19 protein-coding genes and 2 tRNA genes are annotated in these 23,438 nt (G+C 51.6%); 8 read left to right on the top strand and 13 right to left on the bottom strand.

Features of this window, described 5'->3' with window-relative positions; all coding sequences use genetic code 11:
- Positions 1-48 precede the first annotated feature (48 nt).
- Complete coding sequence (locus A6U95_RS30005; protein WP_004945296.1) at positions 49-225, bottom strand: YciY family protein; 177 nt, start codon at positions 223-225, stop codon at positions 49-51.
- Between the two features lie 236 nt (positions 226-461).
- On the opposite strand from A6U95_RS30005, the gene cls reads away from it, so the two are divergent.
- Positions 462-1,922, top strand: a complete 1,461-nt coding sequence (gene cls, locus A6U95_RS19790) for a cardiolipin synthase (protein WP_024487022.1) — start codon at positions 462-464, stop codon at positions 1,920-1,922.
- A gap of 56 nt (positions 1,923-1,978) precedes the next feature.
- Positions 1,979-2,302, top strand: a complete 324-nt coding sequence (locus A6U95_RS19785) for an HI1450 family dsDNA-mimic protein (protein WP_021181235.1) — start codon at positions 1,979-1,981, stop codon at positions 2,300-2,302.
- Between the two features lie 61 nt (positions 2,303-2,363).
- On the opposite strand, the gene oppF is transcribed toward A6U95_RS19785, so the two are convergent.
- The 7 genes from oppF to A6U95_RS19750 form a co-directional block, all read right to left on the bottom strand.
- The gene (gene oppF, locus A6U95_RS19780) at positions 2,364-3,362 is read right to left on the bottom strand and encodes a murein tripeptide/oligopeptide ABC transporter ATP binding protein OppF (protein ID WP_065685691.1); all 999 of its coding nucleotides are present in this window, start codon (positions 3,360-3,362) and stop codon (positions 2,364-2,366) included.
- Positions 3,359-4,351, bottom strand: a complete 993-nt coding sequence (locus A6U95_RS19775) for an ABC transporter ATP-binding protein (RefSeq protein ID WP_065685690.1) — start codon at positions 4,349-4,351, stop codon at positions 3,359-3,361. Before A6U95_RS19775 ends, oppF begins: the two co-directional genes overlap by 4 nt.
- An 11-nt stretch (positions 4,352-4,362) precedes the next feature.
- Positions 4,363-5,268, bottom strand: coding sequence for an oligopeptide ABC transporter permease OppC (gene oppC / locus A6U95_RS19770; protein WP_021181232.1), 906 nt, complete (start codon positions 5,266-5,268; stop codon positions 4,363-4,365).
- A 15-nt stretch (positions 5,269-5,283) separates the two neighbouring features.
- Positions 5,284-6,204, bottom strand: a complete 921-nt coding sequence (gene oppB / locus A6U95_RS19765) for an oligopeptide ABC transporter permease OppB (protein WP_021181231.1) — start codon at positions 6,202-6,204, stop codon at positions 5,284-5,286.
- Positions 6,205-6,286: 82 nt separating this feature from the next.
- On the bottom strand, positions 6,287-7,924 hold the full coding sequence (oppA, locus tag A6U95_RS19760; RefSeq protein WP_065685689.1) for an oligopeptide ABC transporter substrate-binding protein OppA: 1,638 nt from the start codon (positions 7,922-7,924) through the stop codon (positions 6,287-6,289).
- Between the two features lie 152 nt (positions 7,925-8,076).
- The gene (locus tag A6U95_RS19755) at positions 8,077-9,714 is read right to left on the bottom strand and encodes an ABC transporter substrate-binding protein (RefSeq protein ID WP_065685688.1); all 1,638 of its coding nucleotides are present in this window, start codon (positions 9,712-9,714) and stop codon (positions 8,077-8,079) included.
- A gap of 679 nt (positions 9,715-10,393) precedes the next feature.
- The gene (locus A6U95_RS19750; protein WP_021181228.1) at positions 10,394-11,038 is read right to left on the bottom strand and encodes a YchE family NAAT transporter; all 645 of its coding nucleotides are present in this window, start codon (positions 11,036-11,038) and stop codon (positions 10,394-10,396) included.
- A gap of 519 nt (positions 11,039-11,557) precedes the next feature.
- Between A6U95_RS19750 and adhE the strand changes: the two genes are divergently transcribed.
- Entirely contained in the window at positions 11,558-14,233 is a 2,676-nt protein-coding gene (adhE, locus tag A6U95_RS19745) for a bifunctional acetaldehyde-CoA/alcohol dehydrogenase (RefSeq protein ID WP_065685687.1), read from the top strand.
- Between the two features lie 163 nt (positions 14,234-14,396).
- Here the strand turns inward: adhE and A6U95_RS19740 are convergent, their stop codons facing one another.
- Positions 14,397-14,981 carry a thymidine kinase gene (locus A6U95_RS19740; protein ID WP_024528791.1) on the bottom strand — a complete coding sequence of 195 codons (585 nt, stop codon included), beginning with the start codon at positions 14,979-14,981 and terminating at the stop codon, positions 14,397-14,399.
- 877 nt (positions 14,982-15,858) lie between these two features.
- Between A6U95_RS19740 and hns the strand changes: the two genes are divergently transcribed.
- Positions 15,859-16,266: a histone-like nucleoid-structuring protein H-NS gene (gene hns / locus A6U95_RS19735; RefSeq protein ID WP_024486694.1), complete on the top strand. Its 408-nt coding sequence runs from the start codon at positions 15,859-15,861 to the stop codon at positions 16,264-16,266.
- 169 nt (positions 16,267-16,435) lie between these two features.
- On the opposite strand, the gene A6U95_RS19730 is transcribed toward hns, so the two are convergent.
- The 4 genes from A6U95_RS19730 to rssA all read right to left on the bottom strand — a co-directional run bounded on the left by A6U95_RS19730 (position 16,436) and on the right by rssA (position 21,197).
- Positions 16,436-17,446: an NAD-dependent epimerase gene (locus A6U95_RS19730; protein WP_065685686.1), complete on the bottom strand. Its 1,011-nt coding sequence runs from the start codon at positions 17,444-17,446 to the stop codon at positions 16,436-16,438.
- Between the two features lie 9 nt (positions 17,447-17,455).
- A complete protein-coding gene (locus A6U95_RS19725; protein WP_065685685.1) occupies positions 17,456-18,799 on the bottom strand; it encodes a UDP-glucose/GDP-mannose dehydrogenase family protein in 1,344 nt (447 codons plus the stop codon).
- A 367-nt stretch (positions 18,800-19,166) separates the two neighbouring features.
- Positions 19,167-20,180, bottom strand: a complete 1,014-nt coding sequence (rssB, locus tag A6U95_RS19720; protein ID WP_037376114.1) for a two-component system response regulator RssB — start codon at positions 20,178-20,180, stop codon at positions 19,167-19,169.
- Positions 20,181-20,285: 105 nt separating this feature from the next.
- Positions 20,286-21,197: a patatin-like phospholipase RssA gene (gene rssA / locus A6U95_RS19715; protein ID WP_065685684.1), complete on the bottom strand. Its 912-nt coding sequence runs from the start codon at positions 21,195-21,197 to the stop codon at positions 20,286-20,288.
- A 146-nt stretch (positions 21,198-21,343) separates the two neighbouring features.
- On the opposite strand from rssA, the gene A6U95_RS19710 reads away from it, so the two are divergent.
- The 4 genes from A6U95_RS19710 to A6U95_RS19695 all read left to right on the top strand — a co-directional run bounded on the left by A6U95_RS19710 (position 21,344) and on the right by A6U95_RS19695 (position 23,296).
- A complete protein-coding gene (locus tag A6U95_RS19710) occupies positions 21,344-21,802 on the top strand; it encodes a YchJ family protein (RefSeq protein ID WP_065685683.1) in 459 nt (152 codons plus the stop codon).
- A gap of 37 nt (positions 21,803-21,839) precedes the next feature.
- The gene (gene purU / locus A6U95_RS19705; RefSeq protein ID WP_021181219.1) at positions 21,840-22,688 is read left to right on the top strand and encodes a formyltetrahydrofolate deformylase; all 849 of its coding nucleotides are present in this window, start codon (positions 21,840-21,842) and stop codon (positions 22,686-22,688) included.
- Positions 22,689-22,900: 212 nt separating this feature from the next.
- Positions 22,901-22,985, top strand: a tRNA-Tyr gene (locus A6U95_RS19700).
- A gap of 226 nt (positions 22,986-23,211) precedes the next feature.
- A tRNA-Tyr gene (locus tag A6U95_RS19695) sits at positions 23,212-23,296 on the top strand.
- The last annotated feature ends 142 nt before the right edge of the window (positions 23,297-23,438 follow it).

Here is a 23,438-nt window from a genome sequence, read left to right as displayed (position 1 = left end):
CCCTGGTCCAGCCAATAGCAGAACAGCCCATAACGGGCTGTTCTTGTTTTACCACTCGTAAGCCACAACGAACAATAAGGCTCTGCGGTGTTGATCGTCCAAACGACGGCGAACACGAATGATATGCCGATTGCTGCACGACTGGCGCTCCAGCCAACGGTGCCTGCGCCGCTGGCTCTGCCGTAACATCCTCCAGCGGCCCACTTCATTTCTACTGCGTCTCATTTTACGTTACCCATCAATGCCAACCGCGGGCATTATAGCCCTTTCAACGCGCGATCCAAGTCGTGCGTTCATCACCGTATCCCTCTCACAGGCGACAGAAAGTACGGTTTTTATTTTCAGCAAGTCCCTTTCGTCAATCATTTTTATGTAACTTAACTACCGAGAAAAGGTTTCACCTTTGTTGTTCTGTGCGTACACTCATTATTGGTGGCTTACGAACGGAAATTTTTGCCTTTATGACAACCTTTTATACCGTAATTAGTTGGCTCTTGGTGTTTGGCTACTGGCTGCTTATCGCCGGGGTCACATTGCGTATTCTGATGAAACGACGCACCGTGCCTTCGGCCATGGCCTGGCTGCTGGTGATCTATATTCTGCCATTGGTCGGTATCGTTGCTTATTTATCCTTTGGCGAACTGCACCTTGGCAAGCGCCGCGCAGAGAGAGCCAAGGCCATGTGGCCCTCAACCGCTCGCTGGTTGAATGAGCTTAAAGGAAGCAGCCGGATTTTTGCTACCGAGTACAGTGAAGTGGCCCGCCCGCTTTTCCAGCTTTGCCACCACCGCCAGGGTATCGATGGCGTCAAAGGCAACCAGCTACAGCTGCTGACGACCACCGATTCAACGATGAATGCCCTGGTGCGTGATATCGAACTGGCACGCCATAATATCGAGATGGTGTTTTACATCTGGCAGCCAGGTGGGCTGGTCGATCAGGTCGCCGAATCATTGATGGCCGCCGCACGCCGTGGCGTACATTGCCGTTTGATGCTGGACTCGGCTGGCAGCGTACAGTTCTTCCGCAGCCCTTATCCCAGCATGATGCGTAACGCCGGTATTGAAGTGGTTGAGTCACTCAAGGTTAACCTGTTCCGCGTATTCCTGCGGCGTATGGACCTGAGGCAACATCGCAAAGTGGTGCTGATCGACAATTACATCGCCTACACCGGCAGTATGAATATGGTCGATCCGCGCTTCTTCAAGCAGGATGCCGGGGTTGGTCAATGGATCGACCTGATGGCACGTATGGAAGGCCCGGTGGCAACCACGATGGGTATTGTTTACGCCTGTGACTGGGAGATCGAAACCGGCAAGCGCATTCTACCACCGCCGCCAGACGTGAATATCATGCCGTTTGAACAGGAAAGCGGCCACACCATCCAGGTTATTGCCTCCGGCCCGGGGTTCCCGGAAGAGATGATCCATCAAGCGCTGTTGACGGCGGTCTATTCCGCGCGTGAGCAGTTGATCATGACCACTCCCTACCTGGTTCCAAGCGACGATCTGCTGCACGCCATCTGCACGGCAGCGCTGCGTGGCGTCGACGTCAGCATTATCGTTCCGCGCGACAACGACTCAATGATGGTGCGCTGGGCCAGCCGTGCCTTCTTCTCGGAGCTGCTGGAAGCGGGCGTGAAGATTTATCAGTTTGAAGGCGGGCTGTTGCACACCAAGAGCGTGTTGGTCGATGGCCAGCTCAGTCTGGTCGGCACGGTCAATCTGGATATGCGCAGCCTGTGGCTGAACTTTGAGATCACCCTGGTGATTGACGACAGCGGCTTTGGTGCCGATCTGGCCTGTGTGCAAGATGATTACATCGCCCGCTCGCAGCTGTTGGACGCCAAGCAATGGTTAAAGCGCCCGTACTGGCACCGCCTGGTCGAACGCCTGTTTTACTTTTTCAGCCCGTTGCTGTAAAAGCGGCAACGAGCATGGTTTAATAACCTCAAATCATTTGTTATCAGGATTTTTATATGGACTTGAATAATCGCCTTACCGAAGATGAAACGCTGGAACAAGCCTACGACATCTTCCTGGAGCTGGCCGGCGACAATCTGGATCCCGCGGATATTCTGCTGTTCAATTTACAGTTTGAAGAGCGCGGCGGTGCCGAGCTGTACGATCCGGCAGAAGACTGGCAAGAGCACGTGGATTACGATCTGAATCCGGACTTCTTTGCCGAGGTGGTGATCGGCCTGGCGGACAGCGATGGCGAACCTATCAACGATGTCTTTGCCCGCGTACTGATCTGTCGCGAGAAAGATAACAAGCTGTGCCACATTTTGTGGAAAGAATAAGCCGGTTAACGGTATAAAAAAACCTGCCAAATGGCAGGTTTTTTTATTATTAATCAACCCATTACAACGGATCGACTTTCAGGCACGATACCGCATGACGGAAGCTGCCTTCCAGCAATGGACGCGTTTTAGCGCATTCCGGCCCGGCAATCGGACAGCGGGTGCGGAACACACAGCCCGAAGGCGGATTGATCGGTGATGGCAGCTCCCCTTCCAGCAGTTGGATCTGCTTTTCCTTCTCCTTGTCAGGATCCGGCACCGGAACCGCCGACATCAGCGCCTTGGTATAGGGGTGCTGCGGGTTATGATAGACCTCATCATAAGTGCCCAGCTCCACCGCATGGCCCAGATACATCACCAGCACCCGATCGGAAATGTGTTTAACCACCGCCAGATCGTGAGCGATAAAGATTAGCGATAACCCCATCTCGCGCTGCAACTGCTGCAACAGATTCACCACCTGCGCCTGAATAGACACGTCCAAGGCGGAGACCGGCTCATCACAAATCACCAGTTTCGGTTCCAGGATCAAGGCGCGGGCGATGCCAATACGCTGGCACTGCCCGCCGGAGAATTCATGCGGATAACGGTTGATCAGGTTCGGCAACAGGCCCACCTTCAACATCATCGCTTTAACCTTATCCTTCACTTCCTGACGCGGCATTTTCGGATTATAGGTACGCAGCGGTTCGGCGATGATCTCACCGATAGTCATACGCGGGTTCAGCGAGGCCAGCGGATCCTGGAAAATCATCTGAATATCGCTGCGCGTCTTGCGCCAGTCGGCATCGCTCATGCCCAGCAGATCTTTGCCCAACCAGGCAACGCGGCCACTGGTCGCCTTCACCAGGCCGATAATTGCCCGTGCGAAGGTGGATTTACCGCAGCCTGACTCCCCTACCACCCCTAGCGTTTTGCCTTCAAACAGGCGCACGGTGACACCGTCCACTGCCTTCAGCGTTTTAGGTGCCTGCCAGAACCACTGCTTGTCATCATGAATATCAAAGTGAACTTTCAGGTCTGCGACTTCCAGCAGCACTCTTTTATCGGTTGCGGTCATACCAACGCCTCCACTGGCTTGAAACAGGCGCGCAGGCGCCCCTCACCAAACTGCTCCAATGGCGGAGCACTCGCGCACTGCTCCATCGCATACGGACAACGCGGTTGGAACGGACAGCCCTTTGGCAAACGCAGCAGGTTCGGCGGGTTACCAGGGATGGTCATCAACGCTTCACCTTCGGCATCCAAACGCGGCACCGCATTGAGCAGCCCGATAGAATAGGGGTGGCTCGGATGATAAAACACATCGCGGGCGCTGCCGTATTCCATGGTGCGGCCAGCGTACATCACCAAGACCTTGTTACAGATCCCGGCAACAACGCCCAAATCATGGGTGATCATGATGATCGCCGTATTGAATTCACGCTTCAGTTCGTTTAGCAGCGTCATGATCTGTGCCTGCACGGTAACGTCTAGCGCCGTGGTTGGCTCATCGGCAATCAGCAGTTTTGGCCGACATAGCAACGCCATGGCGATCATCACACGCTGGCGCATCCCGCCGGAAAACTCATGCGGATACATACGCATACGCTTACGGGCTTCCGGCATTTTGACCGCATCCAGCATGCGGACCGACTCTTCAAACGCCTCGCTTTTGCTCATTTTCTTATGCAGCATCAGCACTTCCATCAACTGCTCACCAACCCGCATATAAGGGTTCAATGAGGTCATCGGGTCCTGGAAGATCATCGAGATCTCTTCGGCCCGCAGCTTGTTGAGCTGGCTTTCTGGCAGATTGAGAATTTCACGTCCGTTGAATTTTGCCGAGCCGCCGATGCGGCCATTGCTGGCCAGCAGGCCCATCAACGCAAATGCCGTCTGTGACTTGCCGGAACCCGACTCCCCGACGATGCCTAAGGTTTCACCCGCGCGCAGATCGAAGTTGAGATCGTTCACCGCAGTCACATCACCGTCTGGCGTACCGAACGTCACACGCAGATCTTTGACGTCCAGCAGCAGTCCGTTTTGTGGTTGAGAATTAATGCTCATGGTTGCACTCCTTAACGATCTTTCGGGTCGAGGGCATCACGCAGGCCATCGCCGATAAAGTTGAAACAAAACAGAGTGATAACCAGGAAACAGGCTGGGAACAGCAGCAACCACGGCGAGACCTCCATCGAGTTGGCACCATCGCTCAACAATGCGCCCCAACTGCTCAACGGCTCCTGAGTGCCCAGCCCCAGGAAGCTGAGGAAGGATTCAAACAGGATCATGCTCGGCACCAGCAGCGAGGCGTATACCACCACCACACCCAGTACGTTTGGCACGATATGCCGCAGGACGATATTGCGGGTCGATACGCCGCACACCAGCGCCGCTTCGATAAACTCTTTACGTTTAAGGCTGAGCGTCTGCCCGCGCACGATACGCGCCATATCCAGCCACGACACCATGCCGATCGCCACAAAGATCAGCAGGATGTTTTGCCCAAAGAAGGTCACCAGCAGGATCACAAAGAACATGAACGGGAAGGAGTTCAAAATCTCCAGCAAGCGCATCATCACCGAGTCGGTCTTGCCGCCCAGATAGCCAGACAGGGAACCGTACAAAGTGCCCAACACTACGGCCACCAGCGCCGCAGCTACCCCCACCATCAGCGAGATACGGCCACCAATAGCCACGCGCACCAGCAGGTCACGCCCTGAGGAGTCGGTACCGAAATAGTGCCCGGACTCCAGGTTAGGCGCGGCAGACATCATTGCCCAATCGGTGTCATCATAAGCAAACTGCGACAGCCAGGGGGCACAGATCACAAACAGGGTGATCAGCGCTAACACAAACAGGCTGGTCACCGCCGCACGGTTGTGCATAAAGCGGCGGCGAGCGTCCTGCCACAGACTACGCCCTTCAACTTCCAGCTGTTCGCTGAAGTTTTCCAGAGCTTCGCTGTTCTTTTTCGTCAACATCTTGCGTGCTCCAGCTTAGTAACGGATTTTGGGATCGATCACGGCATACAGCACGTCGACGATCGCGTTAAACAGGATGGTCAAGCCACCGACCAGAATGGTCAGGCTCAACACCAGCGAATAGTCACGGTTCAGCGCACCGTTAACGAATAGCTGACCAATTCCTGGCAGGCCGTAAATGGTCTCAATCACCATCGAACCGGTGATAATCCCAACAAACGCTGGCCCCATATAGGACAGCACCGGCAGCAACGCAGGTTTTAACGCATGGCGCAGAATGATGCGGCGCATCGGCAAACCTTTGGCGCGGGCGGTACGGATAAAGTTGGAGTGCAGCACTTCAATCATCGAGCCACGGGTGATACGCGCGATGCTGGCGATATAGGCCAAAGACAGCGCCACCATCGGCAGGATCATAAATTTCAGCGCCCCACCGTTCCAGCCCCCACCGGGCAACCACTTCAAGGTAATGGCGAATATCAGCACCAATAAGGGGGCGACAACAAAGCTGGGGATCACCACACCTGTCATGGCGAACCCCATCACCGTATAGTCCCACTTGGTGTTCTGATTCAACGCGGCAATAACCCCTGCGCTCACCCCCAGCACCACCGCAAGAACGAAAGCGGCAAATCCCAGTTTGGCTGAAACGGGGAACGAGGCCTTGACCAGGTCATTAACCGAATAATCTTTGTATTTGAATGAAGGGCCAAAATCACCCTGCGACAGCTGCACCAAATAGTGCCCGTACTGTTTCCAGATCGGATCGTTAAGGTGATATTTGGCTTCAATGTTGGCCAACACTTCAGGTGGCAGAGCACGCTCACCGGTAAACGGGCTGCCGGGTGCGAGGCGCATCATAAAGAAAGAGATGGTGATGAGTATAAATAGTGTCGGGATCGCCTCTAACAGGCGACGAAAGATAAATTTAAGCATTGCCCTAGCCCTGTGCTTCAGCCTGATAACGGCTTATTGTCTTGAAATGGGCTGGCGACCTGTGCCGCCAGCCCTTGCCGCATCAATGTTTGATGATGTACAGGTTTTTGTCGTAAACGTTATCAAGTGGATCTTTGCCTGAGTAACCTCCCACGTAAGGTTTCACCAGGCGAGCATTCACATAGTAATAAAGCGGAACGATAGCAGAGTCTTTATCCAGCTGAACTTCGGCTTTCTGATACAGATCGGCTCGCTCTTCTTTGGTTTTCGCCGTCAAGACGTTGCCCATCAGCTTGTCGAATTCTGCGCTCTTATAGTGCGGGGTGTTACTGCTGCTGTCAGACAGCATCATGTTCAGGAAGGAGCTTGGTTCGTTGTAGTCCGCACACCAGCCAGCACGTGACACGTCATAAGTGCCCTGATGGCGGGTATCCAGGAAGGTTTTCCACTCCTGGTTCACCAGCTTCACGTCCACACCCAGGTTTTTCTTCCAGATAGACGCAGCGGCAATGGCCAGCTTCTTGTGCAGATCGGAGGTGTTGTACAGCAGCGAGAAGGTCAGCGGTTTACCCGGGCCATAACCGGCTTCGGCCAGCAGTTTCTTGGCTTCTTCGTTACGCTTTTCCTGCGTCCAGCCAAACCACTCTGGCGGGGTCAACTTGGCACCGTCGGTGTAAGGAGGAGTAAAGCTGTAAGCTGGCAGATCGCCCTGGTTTTTCACCTTGTTGACGATAATGTCGCGATCCATCCCCAGCTTCAGCGCTTCACGTACGCGAGCATCGGTGAACGGTGCTTTCTGGTTGTTGATTTCATAGTAATAAGTACACAGGTAGGGATCAACGTGCACTTCGTTCGGGATCTCTTTTTTCAGCTTCTGGAACAGTTCGATCGGCATGTTGTTATAGGTCATGTCGATTTCACCGGTGCGGTAGCGGTTGACGTCGGTGACTTCTGAAGCGATCGGCAGGAAGGTGACTTTATTAATGATAGTTTTGGCGTTATCCCAGTATTGCGGGTTACGTTCCAGCACGATACGTTCGTTTACCACCCAGTCTTTCAGCTTGTATGCGCCGTTGCTCACGTAGTTCTCTGGCAAGGTCCACTTTTCACCAAACTTCTCTACCGCTTCTTTATTCACCGGCTTCATGGCGTAGTGCGGGGTCATTTCTACCAGATATGGAACCGGCTCGGTCAGCGTCACCTGGAAGGTATGATCGTCGATGGCCTTCACGCCCAAGGTCGATTTATCTTTTTTACCGGCGATAATGTCATCTACGTTTTCTACATGGGCATATTGCAGATAGCTGGCATAAGGAGAAGCCGTTTTCGGATCAACCAAGCGCTGCCAGCTATACACGAAATCTTGTGCCGTTACCGGCTCACCGTTCGACCATTTGGCGTCTTTGCGCAGGTGGAAGGTCCACACTTTAAAATCTTTGTTATCCCAGCTTTCTGCGACACCCGGCACCACTGAACCGTCCACGCTGTTATTCGCCAGGCCTTCAATCAGATCGCGAGTGACGTTGTTTTCAGGCACGCCTTCGATCTTGTGCGGGTCAAGGGATTGTACTTCGGAACCGTTGTTCTTAACGATTTCCTGCTTGTCTGCCAGTTGAACGCCCGCTGGCACATCGGCCGCAAAAGCAGTTCCTGCCGCCGTCAAGCCTAGCGCCGCAATAATGCCTGCTGCCAGCAGGGACTTCTTCGTGATGTTGGTCATGTGTATAAACTCCAGTTTTTATTATCACAACTCCGTCGTGGGAGCTGCGTTGCCCGTTAACCGGGGGTTGCTATAGCTGGACGCCGTGGAACGAAACGGCGCTGCCTTTCCTGTGTATTACCGGCTGCTATCACCGCCGGAAATACCCTTGATTACTGTTTGATGATGTAAAAGTTTTTCAGATCGATATAGTCTTGCGGGTCTTTGCCGGTGAAACCGCCAACCGTAGGTTTGACCAGCCGCGCACTGACCCGATAATAAACCGGGATCAGCGCAGAATCTTTGTCCAGCAAGGTCTCCGCCTGCTGATAAATGGCCCCGCGTGCAGCAGCGTCAGGCGCTTGCAGGGTGCTGGCCATGAGCGCATCGAACGCCGGGCTTTTATAGAAGAAGGTGTTATTGCTGCTGTTGGAAAGCAGCATATTCAGAAACGCGCTCGGTTCATTGTAATCACCACACCAGGTGGCACGGGCCACATCAAATTGCCCTTCATGGCGGCTCTGCAGCGAGGTTTTCCATTCCTGATTTTGCAATGTGACCTGGGCGCCAAGGTTCTTCTTCCACATTGAGGCAGCAGCGATGGCTTGCTGCTTATTTTGATCGGAGGTGTTATACAACAGGGTAAATTTGAGTGGTTTCTCAGCGTTGAACCCTGCTTGCGCCAGCAGCTTCTTCGCTTCTTCGTTGCGTTTTTCCTGCGTCCACCCTGCCCATTCAGGCTGGCTGAAGTTACCCCCCTCGGTAAAGGTTGGCGTAAAGCTGTAGGCGGGGATTTGGCCCTGGCCCATGATCTTGTTGGCAATAATGTCGCGATCCAGCGTCAACTTGACTGCCGCACGTACGCGCTCGTCGGTAAACGGCGCACGCTGATTGTTGATCTCGTAATAGAAGGTGCACAGGTAAGGGTTAACGTGCAGCTGTTCTGGGATCTCGCGTTTCATTTTGGCATACAGATTCGGCGGGATGGCGCTATTGGTAATATCGATTTCACCGCTGCGGTAGCGGTTAATGTCGCTGACCTCGGAGGACAACGGCAGGAACGTGGCCTGCTCGATCACCGTCTTGCTGTTATTCCAGTAGCTCGGGCTGCGTTCGAGCACGATACGTTCGTTGACGACCCACTCAGATAAGCGATATGCCCCGTTGCCCACGTAGTTCTGTGGCAGTGTCCACTTATCGCCAAATTTCTCGACTACCGACTGTTTGACCGGCTTCATTGAGGTATGGGACAGCATACTGACAAAATAGGGCACCGGCTCACTGAGCGTCACCTTCAACGTTTTCTCATCAATGGCGCTGACACCCAGCGATTCAGGCGGTTTCTTACCGGCAAGAATAGCGTCAATATGTTCAATTCGGGCGTATTGCAGATAGCTGGCATAAGGGGAACCGGTCTTAGGATCCGCCAGCCGCTGCCAGCTATACACGAAATCCTGCGCGGTCACCGGAGAGCCATCACTCCATACCGCCCCTGGACGCAGGTGGAAAGTCCACGTCTGGTAATCGGTATTTTCCCAGTTTTCCGCCACCGCAGGGGCCAGATGGCCATTGGCATCGGTGCTGACCAACCCTTCTAGCAGGTTGAGGATAATATTGCTTTCAGGCGTTCCTTCGACCTTATGCGGATCCAACGAAGCGACTTCTGAACCGTTGTTGATCACCATGCGCTGCAGTGGTGCCAATTGCACACCGGCCGGAACCTCAACGGCCTGCAGGTTTTGGCTGGCGATCATCCCCAACACGGCGGCGATGATAACGGTCAACGGTTGATGCTTCGTGGTTTGCGGCATAGTACAGGCTCCTTTTCACGGCTAAGCAATAATTGTGAAATAGTTATCAAGCGGGCTAAATATACGGATACCAGCAAAAATCATTCCTACTTGGCGCGCCAAAGATAAGATTTTTCCTTCTGATAAGTTGCTCGGAAATTAGCAGAAGCAAAAATTCATAGCTAATAATTTTTACAGAAATGTTAAGCATTTCTCTTTTATTATCCCATAGCCCTACAGACACCTAGCCTTCCCACCTGCTTAGACAACGATTAATGCCATGATTTTATTGGATAAATAGCGGCTTCACTTTTAACCTTTTCTTCCAGGATGAAAAAAACCACTCAAAAGAAACATTCAGTTAACAAAAATGCCGTTCAGAGAATAAACACCTGCCTATGCGTGGTTAATCACTAATAACACCTGTGTGAAACGGAGACAAGCCCTACAGAATGATGTGATTAAATTAACAACAATTTTACCCATAGGGAGACAAAAACCCCGTCACTCGGATTTTAAAAGTGGAGAAAATAACATCTTGGTGCTTTATCAACCGATAAAGTGAGATTTGTGCCACAGGCTGGGGCAATAGAATGAAAAGCAGGCAGGTTATGCACTTTAATAATGCATCAGCTGAGATAATTTGAAAAATTAAAAATAACTTAAGCCGCAAACAGGATTATCCGCGGCTTTATTAAGGTTATAACAACCCAGGGAAAATGGCTTTGATGCCGGTGACAATAAATTCTATACCCAGCGCCATCAACAACAACCCCATGATACGGGTAATGACGTTGATGCCGGTTTGCCCCAGCAAACGCACCAGCAGCGGAGCTGCCCGGAACAAGAGCCAACAACAGAAAGCGAACAAAGCGATCGCCACGGTAAAACCTAACAGGTTCTGCCAGCTGTGGTAACGAGAGCTCCAGACAATGGTGGAACTGATGGCACCCGGCCCGGCCATCAGCGGCAGCGCCAAGGGAACGACCCCGATGCTTTCACGGATCGCACTCTCTGACTTTTCCTGCTTGTTCTGTTTGTCTTCACCCAGCTTGCCGCTGATCATCGACATGGCGATGGTCACCACCAAAATGCCGCCGGCAATACGGAAAGAGTCGATGGAGATACCAAACATACGCAATATGCCCTCACCCAGGAACAGCGAGGTCCACAAAATAATCGCCACCGACAGGTTAGCCGTCAGGTTGGTTTTGTTACGCCCGACCTCGGCCTGATAGCTGGTCATGCTGATAAACACCGGCAGAATACCTACCGGGTTGACCAGCGCAAACAGGCCGACAAAGAACTTGATGTAGCCGGAAAAATCCAACAGAGATTGGCCCACGAAAAACTCCGCATAAATAGCTGTAAAAAGAGACACTGCCGATGCGCGCTAATGTAATGGAATTGCGCCAGCTAATCCATCCACCCGGCCAGCATTTTTCCCTACCCCAACAGAATGTTACAAAACAATTCGCTATTGTTAATTCCTTGTGTGTTACCTGCTGTTATTCAGTATCATCAGGTCATCACCAATCACCTTGTTGATAATAACTCTCAACAACAGCAAGCTGAAAGGTGTCAGCTTGCGATTTTTATGATTTACATCACAAAATATCTACTCAGGAATAGTTAAGCTCTTAGTCGTAGTCAAAAGGTAGTATGAGGTATGGATACCGATTTCTGTCTCGCTTGCCTACTACCAACTTGCACTTGGTAAAGCTCTTTAAGTAAATCAGCAGTATGGGTCGCTAACTGCGGGAAATGTCTCATGATCTAACAGACGCCTTCCTGACAGATGTCTATACTAGTTCCTCGAACGGCTTATTTACTGAAAGAGTTTAACATTTATCAGGAGAGCATCATGGCTGTAACGAATGTCGCTGAATTGAACGAGCTAGTTGCACGTGTCAAAAAAGCCCAGCGCGAGTATGCCAACTTCTCACAAGAGCAAGTTGATAAGATCTTCCGCGCCGCTGCCCTCGCCGCCGCAGATGCCCGTATTCCTCTGGCTAAACTGGCCGTTGAAGAATCAGGCATGGGTATCGTTGAAGACAAAGTCATCAAAAACCACTTCGCTTCAGAATACATCTATAACGCCTATAAAGACGAAAAAACCTGCGGGATCCTCTCCGAAGATGAAACTTTCGGTACCATCACCATTGCAGAGCCAATTGGCCTGATTTGCGGTATCGTACCAACCACCAACCCAACTTCTACCGCAATCTTCAAAGCGCTGATCAGCCTGAAGACCCGTAACGGCATCATTTTCTCCCCACACCCACGTGCCAAGAACGCCACCAACAAAGCCGCAGATATCGTGCTGCAGGCTGCTATTGCTGCTGGCGCACCAAAAGACATCATCGGCTGGATCGACCAGCCAACGGTTGATCTGTCCAACCAGTTGATGCATCACCCAGACATCAACCTGATCCTGGCAACCGGTGGCCCAGGCATGGTTAAAGCCGCTTACAGTTCTGGTAAACCGGCTATCGGCGTTGGTGCCGGTAACACCCCAGTTGTAGTCGATGAAACTGCCGACATCAAACGCGTTGTTGCTTCCATCCTGATGTCAAAAACCTTCGACAGCGGTGTGATCTGTGCGTCTGAACAGTCCGTGATCGTAGTGGATTCCATCTACGATGCAGTGCGCGCACGCTTCGCTTCCCACGGCGGCTACATGCTGCAGGGCAAAGAGCTGAAAGCCGTTCAGGACATCATCCTGAAAAACGGTGGTCTGAACGCCGCTATCGTTGGCCAGTCTGCACCAAAAATCGCTGAAATGGCCGGTATCAAAGTGCCTGCCAGCACCAAAATCCTGATCGGTGAAGTGAAACTGGTTGACGAATCTGAGCCATTTGCTCACGAAAAACTGTCACCTACCCTGGCGATGTACCGTGCCAAAGATTTTGAAGATGCCGTCAGCAAAGCCGAGAAATTGGTCGCCATGGGCGGTATCGGTCACACCTCTTGTCTGTACACCGATCAAGATAACCAGACTGCACGCGTAGAGTATTTTGGCGACAAAATGAAAACCGCACGTATTCTGATCAACACCCCGGCTTCTCAGGGGGGTATCGGTGACCTGTACAACTTTAAACTCGCTCCGTCACTGACGTTGGGCTGCGGTTCCTGGGGTGGTAACTCCATCTCTGAAAACGTCGGTCCAAAACACTTGATCAACAAGAAAACTGTAGCGAAGCGAGCAGAAAACATGTTGTGGCACAAACTTCCTAAATCGATCTACTTCCGCCGTGGCTCACTGCCAATCGCGCTGGAAGAAGTGGCTACCGACGGGGCAAAACGCGCCTTCATCGTTACCGACCGCTACCTGTTCAATAACGGCTATGCCGATCAGATCACCAAGGTTCTGAAATCGCACGGTATTGAAACTGAAGTGTTCTTTGAGGTTGAAGCTGACCCAACGCTGAGCATCGTACGTAAAGGTGCCGAGCAGATGAACTCCTTTAAACCAGACGTGATCATCGCGCTGGGTGGTGGTTCACCGATGGACGCTGCGAAAATCATGTGGGTGCTGTACGAACATCCTGAAACCCACTTCGAAGATCTGGCGCTGCGCTTTATGGACATCCGTAAGCGTATCTACAAGTTCCCGAAAATGGGCGTGAAAGCGAAAATGATCGCCGTCACCACCACTTCAGGTACCGGTTCAGAAGTGACACCGTTTGCGGTTGTGACCGATGACGCCACCGGCCAGAAATACCCACTGGCTGACTATGCTCTGACCCCGGACATGGCGATTGTCGATGCCAACCTGGTGATGAACATGCCTAAATCCCTGTGCGCCTTCGGCGGCCTGGATGCGGTTACTCACGCCCTGGAAGCCTACGTTTCCGTACTGGCCAACGAATATTCAGACGGCCAGGCGCTGCAAGCGCTGAAACTGCTGAAAGAATATCTGCCAGCCAGCTATCACGAAGGGGCGAAAAACCCGGTTGCTCGTGAGCGTGTACACAACGCCGCTACCATCGCCGGTATCGCGTTTGCTAACGCCTTCCTGGGTGTTTGTCACTCAATGGCCCACAAACTGGGTTCTGAGTTCCACATCCCGCACGGCCTGGCTAACGCCATGTTGATCTCTAACGTTATCCGTTATAACGCCAACGACAACCCGACCAAGCAGACCGCCTTCAGCCAGTATGACCGCCCTCAGGCACGTCGTCGCTACGCGGAAATCGCAGACCACCTCGGTCTGAGCGCTGCCGGTGACCGTACCGCACAGAAGATCGAAAAACTGCTGAAATGGTTGGACGAAATCAAGGCAGAGCTGGGTATTCCAACCTCGATCCGCGAAGCTGGCGTACAAGAAGCCGACTTCCTGGCCAAGGTCGACAAACTGTCTGAAGATGCGTTTGATGACCAATGTACCGGTGCTAACCCACGTTATCCGCTGATTGCCGAACTCAAGCAAATCTTGATGGATACCTTCTACGGTCGCGAATTCAGCGAAGCGACTGAAGAAGAGGCGGTAGTTGCAGCACCGGTTGCAGCTAAAGCGGAAAAAAAGTCCAAGAAATAACCGTTCTCTGAATGGTCAAAACCCGCCGAAAGGCGGGTTTTTTTATGCGTGAGATAAATTGCACCTAATGAGCACCACGCTATTTGGACAGCAATCCCAGCTGACCTACAGGGTGGCATCAAAAAACGCCGCATAGGCCTTCTGCGGCGCTTATGGCGCAATATCACTCTGGAGCTTTGATCGCTTCCTTGTAGTGCTTGCGGCATACCGAAACATAGCTTTCGTTACCCCCGATCACCACCTGCTCCCCCATATGCATCGCCTTGCCATCATCCCCCAGGCGCAGCACCATATTGGCTTTACGCCCACAATGACAAATGGTCTTCAATTCGACCAGTTTATCGGCCCAAGCCAGCAGATGATGGCTGCCAACAAACAGTTCCCCAAGAAAATCCGTGCGTAAGCCATAACACAGCACCGGAATATCCAGTTGGTCGACCACCTCGCAAAGTTCTTCAACCTGCTCTTTGGTCAGAAACTGGCTCTCATCCACCAGCACGCAATGTACGGGCTGCTGCTGATGCTCCTGATTAATCATGGCGTACAGTTGAGTGGCGTTATTATAAAGCTGTGCCTGCGACGACAACCCAATCCGCGAACTCACTTTGCCCACGCCGAAGCGGTGGTCGATCTCCGCGGTGAACACCAGCGTGCGCATACCACGTTCTTGATAATTATATGAAGATTGTAACAGTGCTGTCGATTTCCCCGCATTCATAGCGGAATAATAAAAATAAAGCTGAGCCATGTGGCCGCGACTCCAATGGTTTAAAATATATACCCTAAGGCTTTCTGGTTGCAGCTGAGCCCCCCGCTGACTCATCCCCTGGTCTTGCTGGCACGCTTCACTGCGCCCTTGCCAATAAGGGAGAATATATTCTCCCCGGTTGATGAGTGTGTTGCGGTTAACAACGCTGCGGCCTGAGAGACGACGGGTATATACTGTCAGAAGGTGCAGGTTGACAGTGTAGCATAGACCGTGGTCAGACTCAGCAAGCGAGCTGACATTATCTTGGCCTAAGAAAATAGCCATCAGCCAAGTTTCATGTGAAACATTTTACACGCGCAGCGGACACTTTTACATCTATTTACAGATTACTGTGGTTTATCAAGCACAATTAATTATTGTTAATGATTAACTAAATTCATTAATGCTCAAACGCATATGTCCTGCCAGCGAGCAAACAGCCTGCCCAGCCCCTCCCACCAGTCATGCAATTAAATGTGTTTTGAGCGATGACTGCCCGGTTAATTGGAACGCTTAACAACTTACTCGCTCCTGACAGGCTGTTTACCACTATACCCCCATTCTTTACAGTACTAGTCCTTTTGGGGAAGTGATTATGGACACAAATCCTTCCTGATACTGTTATAGAGCATAATTATGTCAAGCGGGCCAAAATGACTTTAAGCTCGGCGATTATGCCTTCCGGCTGGAGAATTTGGCATAAAAACCGGGGGGGGATTAAAGCCTGATTCCCCTATGTTATTAGTCGGACAGTTCTCAATATCAGTTTTTTAAAGATAAATTTAGTCACTCTTTCAATTTGGCTATTGCAGAAAAGAAAGGAGCACTCTATTATTATCGTCACGCCCCCCCACCAATATAATTTGAGACTAGAACAATGAGCGAAGCATTGAAGATTTTGAACAACATCCGTACTCTACGTGCACAGGCAAGAGAATGCAGCCTGGAAACACTGGAAGAGATGCTGGAGAAGCTGGAAGTTGTTGTTAACGAACGCCGCGAAGAAGACAGCCAGGCTCAAGCAGAAATTGAAGAGCGCACTCGTAAACTGCAACAATACCGCGAAATGCTGATTGCAGACGGTATTGATCCAAACGAACTGCTGCAAACTATGGCTGCGACCAAAGCCGCTGGTAAAGCCAAGCGTGCTGCACGCCCAGCTAAATACCACTATAAAGACGAAAACGGCGAAATGAAAACCTGGACTGGCCAGGGCCGTACTCCAGCCGTGATTAAAAAAGCTATCGAAGAGCAAGGCAAATCTCTGGACGATTTCCTGCTGTAATAGCATTTTAGTTACCTTCAAAAGGCTCCCTATGGGAGCCTTTTTGCTTTGCAGCCACGGCATTCACCCTGACCTTCACGCGCGTTATCCCGGTTGACTAGCAAAATTCTCATGTACAGGAAAAGAAAAAGGGGCCTAAGCCCCTTTATTTTCCCCGTCTATCGCTCGGTTACTGAACGTTATAAAACGCCCGATACCAATCAACAAACCGTTTAACCCCTTCATCAACGCTGGTCTCTGGTTTAAACGCGATAGTCTGGTATAGCTCCTCGGTATCCGCGCTGGTATCCAAAACGTCACCAGGCTGCATCGGCAGCATATTTTTATGCGCCGTGATACCTAACGCAGCCTCCAAAGCATGAATATATTCCATTAACTTAATAGGGCTACTATTGCCGATATTATAGACATGGTAAGGCGCAGAACTGCTGGCTGGAGACCCTTTTTCCACCGTCCAATTGGCATTGGATTGAGGAACAATGGCCTGCAAGCGTACTACCGCCTCGGCAATATCATCAATGTAAGTAAAGTCACGATGCATCTCACCGTGGTTATATACATCAATACTCTCACCGGCCAATATCGCCTTGGTGAATTTAAACAGCGCCATGTCAGGACGGCCCCAAGGGCCATATACGGTGAAAAATCGCAGGCCGGTGGTTGGCAGACCATATAAATGCGAATAGCTGTGCGACATAAGCTCATTGGCTTTCTTCGTCGCCGCATACAGGGATATTGGGTGATCGACCGAGTCATCCGTCGAAAACGGTAGCTTGCGATTCAGGCCATAAACCGAACTGGAAGACGCGTACAGCAAATGCCCAACCTTATTATGCCGACACCCTTCAAGAATGTTCAAATGGCCAATCAGGTTGGAATCCGCATAAGCCAAGGGGTGATCCAGCGAATAACGCACCCCGGCCTGGGCGCCGAGGTGAATGACCCGCTCAAACTGATGTTCAGCGAACAGCTCGGCAATTCCATTGCGATCGGCCAAATCCAGTTTGATAAACTGAAATGCTGGCTGATTAGCCAGCATGTCGAGCCGTGCCTGTTTCAGACTGACAGCGTAATAATCATTCAGGTTGTCGATACCGACAACCTGATGCCCCATGGCTAGCAGACGCTCCGTCACGTGATAACCAATAAACCCTGCAGCGCCTGTAACCAGGAATTTCATGCTCACCTCTTAGATGACCGGCTTAATCGATGCGCCACGACCAATACCATAATAAGTAAAGCCGCGAGCTTGCAGACGTTCTGGATCATACAGGTTACGGCCATCAAAAATGACGGGCTGCTTCAAGGCTGCCTTAATCGCATCAAAATCCGGAGCACGGAAACTCTGCCATTCGGTACAGATCACCAACGCATCGGCTCCCTGTAACGCCGCCTCTTTGGTCCCCATCAATTTCAGATCGGCACGTTGCCCGTAGATGCGCTGCGCTTCAGCCATGGCTTCCGGGTCATAGGCTTGCACGCTGGCGCCTAACTCCCACAGGGTTTCCATCAGCACACGGCTGGAAGCTTCACGCATATCGTCGGTATTAGGTTTAAACGCCAGGCCCCACAGCGCGAAGGTTTTCCCTTTTACATCATTAGCAAAATGATGCTTGATGAATTGGGTTAGCTTATATTTCTGCTGGTTGTTCACCTGCTCTACCGCCTGCAATAGTTTCGGTTGATAACCGATATGCTCTGCGGTACGGATTAACGCCTGAACGTCTTTCGGGAAGCAGGAGCCGCCGTAGCCGCAACCTGGATAAATGAAGTGATAGCCAATACGTGAATCCGAACCGATCCCCTGACGCACTTTTTCAATGTCAGCACCCAGCATCTCTGCCAGATTGGAGATTTCGTTCATAAAGCTGATTTTGGTCGCCAGCATGCAGTTGGCGGCATATTTGGTCAGCTCTGCGCTGCGGATATCCATCAGGATCATTCGGTCGTGGTTGCGGTTGAACGGCTCATACAGCTCACGCAGCGGCTCGATGACGTCTTTGTTGTCGGTGCCCAGCACGATGCGCTCAGGGCGCATACAATCGGCAACAGCTGCCCCTTCCTTGAGGAACTCCGGGTTGGAGACAACATCAAACGCCAAGTCGCTGCCACGCTTGCGCAGCGTTTCGGTCATCACTTCACGAACTTTATCAGCGGTACCTACCGGCACGGTTGACTTATCGATCACCACTTTGCGGTCTGTCATATGTTCTGCGATGGTGCGTGCCACGGCGGTGACATATTTCAGATCGGCAGAACCATCTTCGTCCGGAGGCGTTCCCACGGCAATAAACTGGATCGCGCCATGATCAACACCCGCCTTTGCATCGGTAGTAAAATGCAGACGACCAGCTTCATAGTTTCGCTGTACCAGCGAAGTCAGGCCCGGCTCAAAGATCGGAATATTGCCTTTTTTGAGGTTTTCAACCTTCTGTTCATCGATGTCAATACACATGACATCATGACCCACGTCAGCCAGCACGGCTGCCTGTACCAGGCCAACATAGCCAATACCGAAAACGGTTACTTTCATCGGCAAGTCCTAATTTTCAAATTTAACAACAAGTTATCAAGCCACTTATGTTTGTCTGCCAACTTAGGCAGCAGCCAAACCAACAATTCTTAACACGCATTGCGGTTTTTTCGTCTCGACACTCTATGGGCAAAGAGCTTACAAACGGGCTTATCACCCGCAAATGGCTACGGGGATCCTGAGCTTTATTTTAGCGCTCAACTCAAATTGTGCGCTTACTCCGCCATGCGAAAAACCCGCAGAGTATACCAGCTAAAATCCTCTGAGTATTACCCCAAACTTAAATAGCAATAAATTAAGACAACTACCTATGGAAACGATGTTAATCGAGAATAGGCAGGGCAATGGCGGGCGTTCCATCGATGATTTATTCAGCACTCAGCATAAGACGTAACCGGCCACCGCTACCCCAGACCTGGCACTGCCAGGCATCACAGCGTTGGCTAATTTGATTCATGTAAGTGGTGCCAAGCGTTCCCAAGGGTACGCCATTACTTAATTGAATCAGGTTATCCCCTGTATTTACATTGGCATGCAAACCGGCAGAGGCCAGCACCAGATTCTTATATTCGGCATGATAATAGCCCACCAACAGCGGAAATTGGCCTTCCAACTTGCCTTGGCGCAATAATTGGTTAACTTGTTTTAACAATGCGGACATTTGCGGCAGGCGATGCTGTTGATTGGCTAAATGATCTTGGAGTAAGCCGTTGAATAAAGCACGCAATAGCAAAGCAGCCATCACGCCATTATCTCCCGCACGGGTGACATCCAGGCAATAAAACGCCAGGTCTTTATCCGATAGCGCCGCGATATCCAGCACCAACCCCGGATTTTCGCTGGTGGTTAATTGCCGATAATTAATACGGCAACCGGCAATAGACTGCTGCACGGGGGGTTGTAACTGCTTGAGTAATCTCACGGCCTCGGAGGGGTTTTGGCTTAATGCCTGCCAATCCTGGAACAGCTCGGCCTCTTCGATCGCCTGCGAAGTAAACATATTAGGATAGAGACAAGCCAGTACCGCTTCACGCAGCCGGTTGAGATCGCTCAACGGTTTCAGCAGCACATCCTGTACGCCGAGCCGCAGCACCTTGGCGATATCCGCCATCTTATCGGTCGCCGAGATCACCAAGACCGGGATCTTTATCCCTTGCAAGCGCAGATGCTCAACAAACTCGATGCCATCCATTTCCGGCATGGCGAGATCGCACAGGATCAGATCGGGAGCAAACTCTTCAACCGCACTCAACGCCACAAGACCATTGGCCGCCTCGCTGGTTTGTGCTCCCAAGGATGCAAGATAACCTACAAGCACAGAACGGAAAACCTGTTCGTCCTCAACGATTAAGATGCGCTTGCTTATCAGTGGTAATGCCATCGACCCAGCCTCTTCCCTTTTGATGTTGTAATAGTGGCTCATAATGAGCACTTGTGCCTGTCGAAAACACGCCCAATAGCATCATTCCACCCTAACAAATGGTAATCATTTATTTTTTATCAATGGTGCCAAAACATCTATCTGTTTTTCGACTGACAAGCGGCCCGCCTCTATCGCCTCGCTGGCGCGATGGAAATCCAGGGTAGATATCTGTGGGCAATACGGCTGGATCAGCACATCCGGCGGATCACTGGCCATACGGGTTCGCTTCACCCGATTCTCCAGCATCTGAATCGAGGTGCTCATGATCTCCATAGCCGTGGGGGTGAAGGTGGTTTTCTTCAGCATCATTTTATTCATGCGTTCCCGCAGGCGGTCGCGCCAGTTATTGGCATCGCTAATGCTTGTTTCACTCTGCTCGCCAGCGTCATTACGTACCGAAAAGAGATCCTGCTGCATCAGGTGCGCATCATGTTGCAAATCCACGGCAATCACGATGTCTGCCCCCATCGCCCTGGCCAATGAAATTGGAACCGGGTTGACCAAGGCGCCATCCACCAACCAATATCCGTCAAACCAGACCGGGGCCAACAAGCCCGGCATGCTGCAGGAAGCACGAATGGCCTGATGGATATCCCCTTTGGTCATCCACAGCTCACGGCCGGTACTGAGGTTGGTGGTCACCGCACCGAATTTCAATGAGCAGTCGGTAAAGTCGTTAATTTTCAGTATTTGGCCAACGACGTTAAATACGCGTTCGCCGCGTAATAACCCACCGCGCTGCCAGGAGAGATCCATCAGCCTGATCACGTCCCAGTAGCTGAATGAGCGTACCCACTTCTCCATCGCTGGCAACCGATGGCTGGCAAACGCCGCCCCAACCAGTGCTCCCACGGAACATCCTGCAACAATATCGGCTTCGATACCCAGCTTACGCAGTGCGTTAATCACGCCGATATGCGCCCACCCCTTGGCGGCACCGGCCCCTAATGCCAATCCGATTTTTACTTTCCGCATGCTTCGCCTATCCTTTGCTCGGTGAATTCACTCGACCCAATCGCAGGGTACATTGTCATCAACGAATGATGTTAGGTAACATATGCGTTAAATTCATTTTAGCCGTGGCTATACATCGCGCGAGCTAACCACTGAGAGGCGTTATTTTGACTGAGCTATGCCCCTGCGGCAGCGGGCAGGACTACAGCGTTTGCTGTGCGCCCTATATAACAGGTACTCAATACGCTATGTCACCGGGCATATTAATGCGTTCGAGATATTCCGCCTATGTAAAACGCGATGTGGATTATCTTATTGCGACCTGGCACCCAGACTGCAACCCCGAAGAGTGGCGCAGCGCCATCAGCAGCAGCTTTGGCGATACCGAATGGCTTGGGCTGACGGTGGTAGCGGAAACCGCTGGCAATAGCGCTGATGAGGGGTTCGTGGAATTCATCGCCCGATCGCGCGATGGGGAAAGCGAGAGTGCCATGCATGAGCGTTCCCGCTTCCTTCGCCTTGAACAACGCTGGTATTATATCGACGGAACCAAACCTCAACCGGGCAGGAATGCCGTTTGCCCCTGCGGTTCAGGCAAAAAATATAAAAAGTGCTGCGGGCAATAAGCCTGCGGGTTCAGAATCAGACGGAATCGACACACTCATGCCACAGCAAAACGTACAAAGAAAAATTTTACGCACCATCTGCCCCGATGCCAAAGGGCTGATCGCCAAGATCACCAACATTTGTTACAAGCACGAATTGAACATTGTGCAAAACAATGAGTTTGTCGATCACCTCACCGGTCGTTTCTTTATGCGTACCGAGCTGGAAGGGATCTTCAATGACACGACGCTGTTGGCCGATCTGGACGGCGCGTTACCAGAGGGTTCGGAGCGCGAACTGCACAGTGCAGGCCGCCGCCGTATTGTGGTGCTGGTCACCAAAGAAGCCCACTGCCTGGGCGATCTGCTGATGAAAAGCGCTTATGGCGGCCTGGACGTTGAGATTGCCGCCGTCATTGGCAACCACACCACGTTGCAGACTCTGGTTGAACGTTTTGACATTCCGTTCCATCTGGTCAGCCACGAGGGCCTGACGCGTGAACAGCATGATCAACAGATGATCGCTCAGATCGACCAATACCAACCGGATTACGTGGTCTTGGCCAAGTATATGCGTGTACTCACCCCGGCTTTCGTTCAGCATTACCCGAACCAGGTGATCAATATTCACCATTCGTTCTTGCCAGCCTTTATCGGTGCACGCCCTTATCACCAAGCTTATGAGCGTGGCGTGAAGATCATCGGGGCAACGGCGCACTACGTGAACGACAGCCTGGATGAAGGCCCAATTATTATGCAGGACGTTATTCATGTCGATCACACTTATTCTGCAGAAGATATGATGCGTGCCGGGCGTGACGTGGAGAAAAACGTACTTAGCCGCGCACTGTATCGTGTGCTGGCGCAACGCGTGTTCGTCTACGGTAACCGCACGGTGATCCTGTAATTGGTTAACAAAGCGGTGTCTTTCGTTCACGGAAGCACCGCTGAGAATAAAAAAGCGACAAACAATTCATTTTCTGCATTTCAATGCTTTACACAAGCGCTTCATTTGATATGATGCGCCCCGCTTACCGAGACAGACGTTTCGCAAGCAATTACGTAGTATCGAGGGATCTAGCCGATTCCCAGTAAATAGTAGTGAACCATGTGCATCATGGTGGGGTTCCCGAGCGGCCAAAGGGAGCAGACTGTAAATCTGCCGTCACAGACTTCGAAGGTTCGAATCCTTCCCCCACCACCATCTTCTCCTCGACCACTAAAATGAAATGTAGTTATGAGTTTCATTTAGCACTGAGGGGGAAAGATGAGAAGCTTCGACCAAGGTTCGAGTCCACGCAGTGGACAACGCGCTTGCGCGGTAATCCTTCTCACCACCACCGTAACCGTGGCCAAAGAGATGGATGAATCAGCACTACCAGAAAGACTTTGCCAACTTTCTGTTCAAAATTAGCAACCATGAATACCATGGTGGGGTTCCCGAGCGGCCAAAGGGAGCAGACTGTAAATCTGCCGTCACAGACTTCGAAGGTTCGAATCCTTCCCCCACCACCATCTCTTTATGTACCCCCCACATTTGAAATCATCATGTCACTCCCACGTATCACCGAATTGGGAAGGATGAGAAGCTTCGACCAAGGTTCGAGTCCACATAGTGGACAACGCGCTTGCGCGGTCATCCTCCCCACCACCATCT

The sequence above is a fragment of the Serratia sp. 14-2641 genome, from assembly GCF_001692375.1.
Lineage (GTDB): Bacteria > Pseudomonadota > Gammaproteobacteria > Enterobacterales > Enterobacteriaceae > Chania > Chania fonticola_C.
Note: the sequence above shows the minus strand (reverse complement) of the source record. Positions and strands in the feature narration are given on the sequence as shown.

Bases quoted from the DNA above. Each gene is read 5' to 3' on its own strand.
- oppC (WP_021181232.1), bottom strand. From the start codon at position 5,268: ATGTTGACGAAAAAGAACAGCGAAGCTCTGGAAAACTTCAGCGAACAG.
- oppB (WP_021181231.1), bottom strand. From the start codon at position 6,204: ATGCTTAAATTTATCTTTCGTCGCCTGTTAGAGGCGATCCCGACACTA.
- rssB (WP_037376114.1), bottom strand. From the start codon at position 20,180: ATGGCATTACCACTGATAAGCAAGCGCATCTTAATCGTTGAGGACGAA.
- A6U95_RS19785 (WP_021181235.1), top strand. From the start codon at position 1,979: ATGGACTTGAATAATCGCCTTACCGAAGATGAAACGCTGGAACAAGCC.
- hns (WP_024486694.1), top strand. From the start codon at position 15,859: ATGAGCGAAGCATTGAAGATTTTGAACAACATCCGTACTCTACGTGCA.
- A6U95_RS30005 (WP_004945296.1), bottom strand. From the start codon at position 225: ATGAGACGCAGTAGAAATGAAGTGGGCCGCTGGAGGATGTTACGGCAG.
- rssA (WP_065685684.1), bottom strand. From the start codon at position 21,197: ATGCGGAAAGTAAAAATCGGATTGGCATTAGGGGCCGGTGCCGCCAAG.
- A6U95_RS19725 (WP_065685685.1), bottom strand. From the start codon at position 18,799: ATGAAAGTAACCGTTTTCGGTATTGGCTATGTTGGCCTGGTACAGGCA.
- oppF (WP_065685691.1), bottom strand. From the start codon at position 3,362: ATGACCGCAACCGATAAAAGAGTGCTGCTGGAAGTCGCAGACCTGAAA.
- A6U95_RS19755 (WP_065685688.1), bottom strand. From the start codon at position 9,714: ATGCCGCAAACCACGAAGCATCAACCGTTGACCGTTATCATCGCCGCC.
- oppA (WP_065685689.1), bottom strand. From the start codon at position 7,924: ATGACCAACATCACGAAGAAGTCCCTGCTGGCAGCAGGCATTATTGCG.
- A6U95_RS19730 (WP_065685686.1), bottom strand. From the start codon at position 17,446: ATGAAATTCCTGGTTACAGGCGCTGCAGGGTTTATTGGTTATCACGTG.
- A6U95_RS19775 (WP_065685690.1), bottom strand. From the start codon at position 4,351: ATGAGCATTAATTCTCAACCACAAAACGGACTGCTGCTGGACGTCAAA.
- adhE (WP_065685687.1), top strand. From the start codon at position 11,558: ATGGCTGTAACGAATGTCGCTGAATTGAACGAGCTAGTTGCACGTGTC.
- A6U95_RS19740 (WP_024528791.1), bottom strand. From the start codon at position 14,981: ATGGCTCAGCTTTATTTTTATTATTCCGCTATGAATGCGGGGAAATCG.
- cls (WP_024487022.1), top strand. From the start codon at position 462: ATGACAACCTTTTATACCGTAATTAGTTGGCTCTTGGTGTTTGGCTAC.
- purU (WP_021181219.1), top strand. From the start codon at position 21,840: ATGCCACAGCAAAACGTACAAAGAAAAATTTTACGCACCATCTGCCCC.